The organism is Rhodopseudomonas sp. BR0G17, assembly GCF_010907025.1.
Classification (GTDB): Bacteria; Pseudomonadota; Alphaproteobacteria; order Rhizobiales; family Xanthobacteraceae; genus Rhodopseudomonas; species Rhodopseudomonas palustris_H.
The window spans coordinates 88,174-96,838 of record NZ_QUML01000021.1; the positions used below are offsets into that span (position 1 = coordinate 88,174).

General features: G+C 65.0%; 10 protein-coding genes and 1 tRNA gene. 5 read left to right on the forward strand and 6 right to left on the reverse strand.

Annotated elements, in window-relative coordinates; genetic code table 11:
- Window positions 1–71: 71 nt before the first annotated feature.
- The 3 genes from rplT to infC all read right to left on the reverse strand — a co-directional run bounded on the left by rplT (window position 72) and on the right by infC (window position 1,588).
- Window positions 72–431, reverse strand: coding sequence for a 50S ribosomal protein L20 (gene rplT, locus DY467_RS16710; RefSeq protein WP_011155609.1), 360 nt, complete (start codon window positions 429–431; stop codon window positions 72–74).
- Between the two features lie 83 nt (window positions 432–514).
- The gene (gene rpmI, locus DY467_RS16715; RefSeq protein WP_011155610.1) at window positions 515–715 is read right to left on the reverse strand and encodes a 50S ribosomal protein L35; all 201 of its coding nucleotides are present in this window, start codon (window positions 713–715) and stop codon (window positions 515–517) included.
- A 333-nt stretch (window positions 716–1,048) separates the two neighbouring features.
- Window positions 1,049–1,588 (reverse strand): translation initiation factor IF-3, encoded by a 540-nt coding sequence (infC, locus tag DY467_RS16720; protein ID WP_107342314.1) that lies wholly within the window; start codon window positions 1,586–1,588, stop codon window positions 1,049–1,051.
- Between the two features lie 320 nt (window positions 1,589–1,908).
- Here infC and DY467_RS16725 point away from each other — a divergent pair, with 320 nt between their 5' ends.
- Window positions 1,909–2,694 (forward strand): alpha/beta hydrolase, encoded by a 786-nt coding sequence (locus DY467_RS16725; protein WP_164637596.1) that lies wholly within the window; start codon window positions 1,909–1,911, stop codon window positions 2,692–2,694.
- A 167-nt stretch (window positions 2,695–2,861) separates the two neighbouring features.
- Here the strand turns inward: DY467_RS16725 and queG are convergent, their stop codons facing one another.
- Entirely contained in the window at window positions 2,862–4,070 is a 1,209-nt protein-coding gene (queG, locus tag DY467_RS16730) for a tRNA epoxyqueuosine(34) reductase QueG (RefSeq protein ID WP_164637598.1), read from the reverse strand.
- Window positions 4,019–4,711, reverse strand: coding sequence for a glutathione S-transferase family protein (locus DY467_RS16735; RefSeq protein ID WP_107342317.1), 693 nt, complete (start codon window positions 4,709–4,711; stop codon window positions 4,019–4,021). The genes queG and DY467_RS16735 overlap by 52 nt, the downstream gene beginning before the upstream one ends.
- 199 nt (window positions 4,712–4,910) lie before the next feature.
- Here DY467_RS16735 and DY467_RS16740 point away from each other — a divergent pair, with 199 nt between their 5' ends.
- On the forward strand, window positions 4,911–5,717 hold the full coding sequence (locus DY467_RS16740) for an undecaprenyl-diphosphate phosphatase (protein ID WP_107353690.1): 807 nt from the start codon (window positions 4,911–4,913) through the stop codon (window positions 5,715–5,717).
- Between the two features lie 48 nt (window positions 5,718–5,765).
- Here the strand turns inward: DY467_RS16740 and DY467_RS16745 are convergent, their stop codons facing one another.
- Window positions 5,766–6,731 (reverse strand): complex I NDUFA9 subunit family protein, encoded by a 966-nt coding sequence (locus DY467_RS16745; RefSeq protein WP_164637600.1) that lies wholly within the window; start codon window positions 6,729–6,731, stop codon window positions 5,766–5,768.
- 160 nt (window positions 6,732–6,891) lie between these two features.
- On the opposite strand from DY467_RS16745, the gene DY467_RS16750 reads away from it, so the two are divergent.
- The 3 genes from DY467_RS16750 to lptC all read left to right on the forward strand — a co-directional run.
- Window positions 6,892–6,976 (forward strand) — tRNA-Leu (locus DY467_RS16750).
- 168 nt (window positions 6,977–7,144) lie between these two features.
- Entirely contained in the window at window positions 7,145–7,759 is a 615-nt protein-coding gene (locus tag DY467_RS16755) for a ribonuclease D (protein ID WP_164637602.1), read from the forward strand.
- A 229-nt stretch (window positions 7,760–7,988) separates the two neighbouring features.
- Window positions 7,989–8,665, forward strand: a 677-nt coding sequence (gene lptC / locus DY467_RS16760) for an LPS export ABC transporter periplasmic protein LptC (RefSeq protein WP_164637604.1), incomplete at its 3' end; no start/stop codon positions are given.

Sequence of the window (8,665 nt, forward strand, 5' to 3'; positions counted from 1 at the left end):
GCCGGGTCAAGCCCGGCGATGACGGTCAACCCGTTGAACGTCGGGGCCGCCGATGCGGCCTCGAATGAACCTCAGGCCGCGAGCGCAGCCTTGGCCTTCTCGGCGATCGCCTGGAACGCCGCCGGCTCGTTGATCGCGAGATCCGACAGCACCTTGCGGTCGACGACGATGCCGGACTTCGACAGGCCGTTGATGAACACGCTGTAGGTCATGCCAAACGGACGCACCGCGGCATTGAGGCGCTGGATCCACAGCGCGCGGAACGTCCGCTTCTTGCGCTTGCGATCCCGGAACGCGTACTGGCCGGCCTTGTCGACCGCAGCCTTGGCGGTGCGGATCGTGTTCTTCCGACGACCGCGATAACCCTTGGCGAGCTTGTAGACCTTCTTATGCTTGGCGTGAGCCGTCACACCGCGTTTAACGCGAGCCATGACTGATCTCCTTCATCTGAATTTGGTTTGGACGGCCGCGATGCGGCCCGATGAGGCTGCCGCGCAGGGCGCGGCGTGAACGGTCAGGCGTTCGGCAAGAAATACTTCTTGATGTTGTCGCCGTCGGTTTTGAAGATCGCGCGGGTGCCGCGAAGCTGACGGATCTGCTTCTTGGTACGCTTGATCATGCCGTGGCGCTTGCCACGCTGGGCGGACATCACCTTGCCGGTGGCGGTCACTTTGAAGCGCTTTTTGGCGCCCGATTTGGTCTTCAACTTGGGCATTTGGCTCTCCTTTGCCGCGCGCGAAAAGCGCCCCGGGGGCGCTCTGCGGCGGCGGACATGCTCGTTAGAGCGTTGAAATTGCACGACCATTCTCAAGATCGAGGCAGGTCGGCAGGGCCATCGCCACGGCAGCCCTTGATCAGCCGGGCGATGAAGGCTGCGCTTATGGCAGAGCGGAGGCCGGTTGGCAACGTGTAAGGCGGAAGATCGAGCACCGCCGACGCGTCCTGCCAAACGACGGGTGAACGCCACGGCAAAGAAAGCGGCAAAGAAAAGGCCCGTCAGATCGCTGGCGGGCCTTGTTCGTTCTGAAATCGAAAACCCGGATCCGCGTCAGCGCGGCGCCAGCACCATCACGACCTGACGGCCTTCGAAGCGGGGGTCCTGCTCGACCTTGGCGATTTCAGCGACGTCGTTCTTCACCTTTTCGAGCAGCTTGGTGCCGATCTCCTGGTGAGCCATTTCGCGTCCCCGATAGCGCAAGGTGATCTTGACCTTGTCGCCTTCCTCGAAGAAGCGCAGCATCGCCTTCATCTTCACGTTGTAATCGTGGTCGTCGATCATCGGGCGGAGCTTGATCTCCTTGATCTCGACGATCTTTTGCTTCTTGCGCGCCTCGGCGGCCTTCTTCTGCGCCGAATACTTGTACTTGCCGTAGTCCATGATCTTACAGACCGGCGGCGACGAGGTCGGCGAAATCTCGACCAGATCCATGCCTGCGTCCATTGCCATTTTGATCGCGACAATGGTCTCGACCTTGCCCTGGTTCACACCGGTCTGGTCGATCAGCTGGATCTCGAAATTGCGGATTTCATCGTTGGTGCGCGGCCCGTCCTTGGCTACGGGGGGCGGCGCTCTGTTGGGACGGCGAATGGGTTCTTCTCCACACTTGTGAACGTTGACGGCGAACGATGGGATCGAGGCAGGTACGGCTGCTGGTCGGATCCGCGCGCTTCATATAGGTCGAAGCGCGATCCGACGCAAAACCACTCAGCGTCGATACCAGGGTCAATGCCCTTTTTGATCCGCGCGCAGTGTGGCGGAAGAACCGCCTAGCGGCAAGCCGACTTCCGCATAAACGCAAAGCCAGCCAATTCGCCGCGCGGCTTCCGTCGCGCTACGCCCTGAGGCGCCGGCATTGACGGCGCCTCGCCGTGTACTGCAAACCAACCCGGCAACGAGGTTGTTGATCCATGACAAAACCATCCGAACCGGCGCCGGACTTCATCACCGTGGGCGATGGCGCCGCGGCGCGGCGGATTGCGGTCCGCCCCCGGCCGGGCACCTCCCCTGGGCTGTTTTGGCTCGGCGGCTTCAATTCCGACATGACCGGCACCAAGGCGACCGCGCTCGACCAATGGGCCGAAGCGCGCGGCCGCGCCTGCGTCCGGTTCGATTATTCCGGCCATGGCGAATCCTCCGGCAGCTTCGCCGACGGCACCATCGGCCGCTGGCTTGAAGAGAGCCTGGCGGTGTTCGACGCCTACGCGCGCGGTCCGCAAATCGTGGTCGGCTCGTCGATGGGCGGCTGGATGGCGCTGCTGCTGGCCCGCGCCCTGCGCCGCCGCGGCGGCGAGTCGGCCGCCAAGCTGGCCGGATTGGTGCTGATCGCGCCGGCGCCGGATTTTACCGAAGCGCTGATGTGGAAGGGTTTTTCACCCGAGATTCGCGCCGAGATCGAGACCAAGGGCGTCTGGCACCGCCCCTCGGAATACGGCGAGCCCTACCCGATCACCAAGGCGCTGATCGAAGACGGCCGCAATCACCTCGTGCTCGGCGGCATGATCGAAGTCGGCTGCCCGGTGCGCATCCTGCAAGGCAAACAGGACGAAGACGTGCCGTGGCGCCACGCCTTCGAGCTGGCGGAGCGGCTGCCGACCGACGACGTGGTCCTGACCATGATCCAGGACGGCGACCACCGCCTCAGCCGCCCGCAGGACATCGCCCGCATGCTGGCCGCGGTCGAGGAACTGGGCTGACGGCGGGGGTCCGCCCGGCGTCGCCCAGCCGCATCATAACCGCATCATTAATCGTCATCGCCCGCGCAGGCGGGCGAACCAGTATTCCAGAGAGATCGGTTCATCGGCGCACTGGGATACTGGATCCCTCGCCTTCGCGAGGGATGACGATTGATTGGGGTAGCGCCCTACTCAGCAGCGACTCCTCCCAACTCCGCCCGCACGCCGTCATCGAGTTCCCGGACAAGATGCGCCGCCTTCAGGGCCGCGAAGCGCTCCGGCGGCAGCAGCTGCCCCAGCGCCCACACAGCGGCACCGCGGATCGTCGGACTGGGATCGGCGAGCAGCCGTTCGGCCTCCGGCGCCAGCTCGCCGTCGCCCGAATTGCCGATCGCGATCAGCACGTTGCGGATGAAGCGGTCGCGGCCGATGCGCTTGACCGGTGATTTGGTGAACAGCGCCCGGAATGATGGGTCATCGAGCGCCACCAACTCACCGAGCGCCGGTGCGCGCAAGCCGTCGCGGGCGGCGAGCTTGGCGTCGCGACCGGCCTGGGCGAACTTGTTCCAGGGGCAGGCGGCGAGACAATCGTCGCAGCCGTAGATCCGGTTGCCGAGGCGTGCACGAAACTCTCGCGGGATCGGGCCTTTGTGTTCAATCGTCAGATACGAGATGCAGCGCCGGGCATCGAGCTGATACGGGGCCGGAAACGCGCCGGTCGGACAGGCGTCCAGGCAGGCGCGGCATGAGCCGCAATGATCGTGCTCGGCGGCATCCCGCGGCAGATCGAGCGTGGTGAACACCGCGCCGAGAAACATCCAGGACCCGCGGCCTTTCGACACCAGATTGGTGTGCCGGCCCTGCCAGCCGAGGCCAGCGGCCTGCGCCAGCGGCTTTTCCATCACCGCCGCGGTATCGACGAACACCTTCACGTCGCCGCCGGCGGTGGCGACCAGCCAGCGCGCGAACTGCTTCAGCCGGGCCTTGATGACATCGTGATAATCGTCGCCCTGCGCATAGACCGAGATCGCGCCGCGATCGTTTCGCATCAGCACCGCGCGCGGATCGGTATCAGGACCATAATTGAAGCCGAGCAGGATGACGCTTCGGACCTCGCTCCACATCACCCGCGGATCGGAGCGGCGCTCGGGACGATCGGCCAGCCAGGCCATGTCGCCGTGATAGCCGGCGTCGAGAAACGCGCGCAGTCGTGCCGGCGCTTCGGGAATCGAGTCCGGCGCGCAAATTCCGAAGGCATCGAAGCCGAGCGCGCGTGACTGTTCGGCGATTTCCGCCTTCAACGCATCGCCGGGTTCGGCCGATGCGGGCTGTCCGTCGGCGATGGTCAGAAATCCAGATCCACGTAGGTCCGTGACGCCGGCACGCCCGCGAGCCATTCGCTCAGCAGCGGACGGAACGAGGGGCGCGATTTGATCCGCGCGTACCAGGCCTTTGCCGCCTCGTCCTCGATCCATGGCACGTCGCCCAGATAGTCGATCGCCGACAGGTGCGCCGCGGCGGCGAGATCCGCATAGGTCATGCGATCGCCGGCGAGAAAGTTCCGGGTGCGTGCCAGCCAGCCGATATAGGCCAGATGATAGCGCACATTAGCGTTGGCGGCGCGGATCACGTCCATTGCCGGCGGCCCGCCGCCGTCCTCCTCGCTCATGAAGCGCTTGTAGATGCGCTCGGTCATCAGCGGGCCGGAGGCCTCTTCGAAAAATTTGTCGTTGAACCACGACAGCAGCCGCCGCACCTCGATGCGTTCGGCGGTGGACTGCGGCAGCAGCCGCCGGTCACCCATTTCGACGCCGTGCACTTCGTCGAGGAACTCGGCGATCACACCCGCGCCGGGAATCGGGGGGCGCCCCTCTGCGACCAGGACCGGCGTGGTTCCCGCCGGATTGAGCGCCAGGAAGGCCGTTCGCCGCTCCCAGGACCGCTCTTCCACCAACCTGAGATCGAGACCGTGTTCGCCGAGCGCAAGGCGGATGAACCGCGACAGCGGGCAGAACGGGTGGTGGAACAGGGTGTACATGCTGACCTAGATAGTTTCGAAGAGCTTAACAAACCGTGGCGGATCGCATCGAAAAGGCTCTTCGGGAGGCGGCCAAACTAGTCTCATGCGACGCGGACGCAAGGCACCGAAAGGCGCATTTTTGACGTTGCGACCCCTTGGGGAATAGGCGACAAGGTCCGGCCTCGCGGGCGCCCGATCCCTTGCAGCGGACAATTCCATGCTCATCGATATCATCAGAGCCGTCATTCTCGGCATCGTCGAGGGTGTCACTGAATTCCTGCCGGTATCTTCGACCGGCCACCTGCTGCTGGCGGAGCGGTTCTTCAATCTCGGCGAAGGCAACTTCTGGAAGAGCTTCGCGGTGCTGATCCAGCTCGGAGCGATCCTGGCAATTCTGGCGCTGTATTTCGTGAAATTGTGGCGAATCGCGCTCGGCATGTTCACCGATGCCAACGCTCGCCGTTTCGTCATCGGGGTGCTGGTGGCGTTTCTCCCGGCAGCGGTGATCGGCGCGGCATTCGGCGGCTATATCAAGCACTACCTGTTCAATCCGTGGGTGGTGTGCTTTTCGCTGATCGTCGGCGGCGCGATCCTGCTGTGGGTCGACCAGCTCGACCTGAAGCCGCGCTATCACGACGCCACCGCGTTCCCGCTGCTGACCTATTTCTATATCGGCTGCGCGCAGTGCACCGCGATGATCCCGGGCGTGTCGCGCTCCGGCGCCAGCATCGTGGCGGCGATGCTGCTCGGCACCGACAAGCGCTCGGCGGCCGAATTCTCGTTCTTTCTGGCGATCCCGACGATGCTCGGCGCGTTCGTGTACGATCTCTACAAGAACCACGCCGACATGACCGCCGACAACCTGATCATCGTGGCGATCGGCTTCGTGGTGTCGTTCATCACCGCGATCATCGTGGTGAAGACCTTCCTCAGCTACGTCACCCGCCACGGCTTCGAGCTGTTCGCCTGGTGGCGCGTGATCGTCGGCACGCTCGGCCTGATCGCGCTGGCGCTGGGGCGATAACAAACTCTCTCGGAACGCGGCGTCCTTGAGGACGCCGCTGCGGTTCGCTTACGCGGTCTTGCGCGCGAACTGGCCGGTCTTGCGGAACCGCCACAGATAGGACGGCACGATCGCCTGCAGCGAATCGGGCTGAATGCCGAGGCCCTGCAGCGTCAGCCCGGCCGACTTGGCGGCTTCCGACACCACATTGTCGACCTCGAGCATCCGCACTTGATCCGGCGTCAGCTTGAAGGCGCCCGGCGCGAACTGCAGCAGCATCGCCTGCAGGCTGGCGAGACCGAACGGCAGCGGTATCAGCAGCGGATTGCGATCGGTGGTCTGCAGAATGATGCGCATGATTTCGCGCATCGTCAGCTGTTCCGGACCGCCGAGTTCGTAGGTCGCGCCCGGCTTGGCCAGACCGTCGACCGCATCGGCGATCGCGGTCGCAACATCGCCGACATAGACCGGCTGCAACTTGGTGTCGGCACCGACCAGCGGCAGTACCGGCGACAACCGCGCCAACGCCGCGAATCGGTTGGTGAACTGGTCTTCGGGGCCGAACACCACCGACGGACGGAAGATGGTGGCCTGCGGCACGGCGGCGAGCACCGCTTGTTCGCCGGCCGCCTTGCTGCGAGCGTAGCGGGCGGGCGAGTTCGGATCGGCGCCGATCGCCGAGACATGCACCATCCGGGCGCCGGCAGCCGCCGCGGCCTGCGCCACGTTGGCGGCGCCGCTGCCCTGCACCGCGTCGAACTTCTGCGCGCCGCCTTCGGCGAGGATGCCGACCAGGTTGATCGCCACATGCGCGCCGCGCATCGCCGCCGCGACCGATTCGGGGTAACGCAGATTCGCCTGCACGGCGTGGATCTGCCCGACGCGGCCGAGCGGCTGCAGATGCCCAGAGAGCTCCGGCCGGCGCACCGCGACGCGAATCCGATAGTCGCGCCGCGCCAGCGCGCTGACGACGTGCCGGCCAAGGAAGCCGGAGCCACCGAAAACCGTGACGAGCGTGTCGATATTCGAAGTCATGCGGGCTGATCCTGATCGCGGAGGAGCGTCTTTAGACGTCCGGGAATTCGCGGACATTCTGGCGGTTTCGCGTTACGCCATCAACCTTCCGGTGTACAGCGGATTTGGTTGGCGGAAGCCATTTGACTTTTCCGTAACGCCTCCCTATCAAGCGCCCCGGGCCCAGGTGGCGGAATTGGTAGACGCGCTGGTTTCAGGTACCAGTGGGTAACACCGTGGAGGTTCGAGTCCTCTCCTGGGCACCATTGCCCACGCCCTTCTTCTCGTATCCGCATCTCTTCACATCGACATCGGTTCGAGACGTCCACCGCAAGGTGGCGCCGCCCCTCGCGTCGCGCGGATCGGGGCGATAGGTTGGGCTGCCGATTCGGGGCGTTCGGCGCTCTCCTCCATGGCCCAAAGGTTTGCGACACATGACGATCCGCCTGCATCGCGGCGACCTGCCGGATCTTTCCCGCTATACAAATTCGGTGGCGATCGACACCGAGACGATGGGGCTGCATCCGCATCGCGACAGGCTGTGCGTGGTGCAATTGTCGAACGGCGACGGCAGCGCCGATGTGGTGCAGATCCCGCAAGGATCGACCGATGCGCCGAACCTGAAGAAGCTGCTCGGCGATCCGGCCGTGGTGAAGATCTTCCACTTCGCCCGATTCGATCTGGCGGCGCTGTACAAGGCGTTCGGCGTGATGCCGCAGCCGGTGTACTGCACCAAGATCGCCTCGCGCCTGACCCGCACCTACACCGACCGGCACGGCCTGAAGGACCTGGTGCGCGAACTGCTCGGCGTCGATCTGTCGAAGCAGCAGCAGTCCAGCGACTGGGGCGCCGATAGCCTGACCGACGCGCAGCTCGCTTACGCCGCTTCCGACGTGCTCCACCTGCACGCGCTGCGCGACAAGCTCGACACCATGCTGGCGCGGGAGAATCGCACCGAGCTGGCGGCGGCCTGCTTCGGCTTCCTGCCCGTCCGCGCCCGGCTCGACCTCGACGGCTGGAGCGAAGAGGACATTTTCGCTCATTCGTGACCGGCTGGGCGGCCCTCCCGGCGGTTCCTGCGCCCGAGCGGCACCCTGCGCCGCGTTTCGGTCATACTCCTCGGCCTGATGGGCCGGGGCCTGCCATGGCCCTCCCCTGCCGGGGTGATTAAGATAAGCTTAAGGATGTATTGCAGACTGGAGACCGCGCTCGAAGCGGCGCTCCGGAGGACGGAGCGTACGGCTCCGTAACACGCGCGAGACGAGCTCGGGAGCAGCGGTGACAGCGGTTCAGTTGTCGTCCTATCAGACCGGAATGGAGGCGCGCTTCGCAGCAGCGGCGCGCCACAGCCGTTTGGTGCGCACGCTGCGGCTCGCCGTGCCGCTGGTCGTGGTGCTGTCGATGGCGGTGATCATCGCGATCTCGGTGTTCAACCCGTTCCGCTATCTGTCGAAATTGCCGATCGACGTCGGCGATCTGGTGGTCTCGGGCACCAAGATCACGATGGAGTCGCCGCATCTGGCCGGCTTCACCAATGACGGCCGCCCCTACGAGATGTGGGCCCGCACCGCCACCCAGGACCTGACCAGCCAGGACCACGTCGATCTGCATACGCTGCGCGCCAAGGTGCAGTCGGAGGACCAGTCCACCGTCATCATCGAGTCGCGCGAAGGCCAGTTCGAGACCAAGGCGCAGCTTCTGAAGCTGAACAAGGACGTCTATCTGCACAATTCGACCGGCACCGAGGCCTGGATGACCCAGGCTGACATCGACATGGGCAAAGGCACTGTCACATCCGACGCGCCGGTCGACGTCAAATGGGACGGCGGCACGCTGCGCGGCCAGCGGATGCGGATTACCGAGAAGGGCGACCTGATCCGGTTCGAGGGCGGCGTGGTGATGAACATCGACAACGCCCCGCTCGGAGAACCGGCCCCCGCCGCGCAGCCCGCGCC

Coding starts and splice junctions, on each gene's coding strand:
- DY467_RS16735 (WP_107342317.1), bottom strand. CDS start 4,711: ATGTACACCCTGTTCCACCACCCGTTCTGCCCGCTGTCGCGGTTCATC.
- queG (WP_164637598.1), bottom strand. CDS start 4,070: ATGGCTCGCGGGCGTGCCGGCGTCACGGACCTACGTGGATCTGGATTT.
- DY467_RS16755 (WP_164637602.1), top strand. CDS start 7,145: ATGACGATCCGCCTGCATCGCGGCGACCTGCCGGATCTTTCCCGCTAT.
- DY467_RS16745 (WP_164637600.1), bottom strand. CDS start 6,731: ATGACTTCGAATATCGACACGCTCGTCACGGTTTTCGGTGGCTCCGGC.
- DY467_RS16725 (WP_164637596.1), top strand. CDS start 1,909: ATGACAAAACCATCCGAACCGGCGCCGGACTTCATCACCGTGGGCGAT.
- rplT (WP_011155609.1), bottom strand. CDS start 431: ATGGCTCGCGTTAAACGCGGTGTGACGGCTCACGCCAAGCATAAGAAG.
- DY467_RS16740 (WP_107353690.1), top strand. CDS start 4,911: ATGCTCATCGATATCATCAGAGCCGTCATTCTCGGCATCGTCGAGGGT.
- rpmI (WP_011155610.1), bottom strand. CDS start 715: ATGCCCAAGTTGAAGACCAAATCGGGCGCCAAAAAGCGCTTCAAAGTG.